At 31.7% G+C, this 312-nt stretch carries 1 protein-coding gene; it reads left to right on the top strand.

The annotated features are described in order from the left end of the window. Positions 1-20: 20 nt before the first annotated feature. The coding region (locus tag ACYVTD_RS18890) for a phosphatidylglycerol lysyltransferase domain-containing protein (protein ID WP_461249116.1) at positions 21-312 on the top strand (292 nt) is incomplete at its 3' end.

Below are 312 nucleotides of genomic sequence, written 5' to 3'. Positions count from 1 at the left end.
GCTATGTAGAGCCTGTTTTTATAAATGTTCCAAAAAGCGAAACGGAGCTTTTCGATAGAACATTTTTTGAAATTTTGCCAAACAGAGATTCGTTTGAATATTGCTATAATATCGAAAAACTAGCGACACTTTCTGGCAAAAAAATGAACAAAAAACGGAATCATTGGAACGCATTTAAAAATTCTAACTACGAGTTAAAACCGATCAATCCTGACGAAACTAAAAAATTCTATGATGAAATTTATGAATCTCACAAACAAAACGGCGACAAAATGTTCGCATGCGAAAAAGAGAAAATCGATTATATTTTAG

It is taken from the genome of Treponema sp. R6D11, assembly GCF_054786075.1.
Note: the sequence above shows the minus strand (reverse complement) of the source record. Positions and strands in the feature narration are given on the sequence as shown.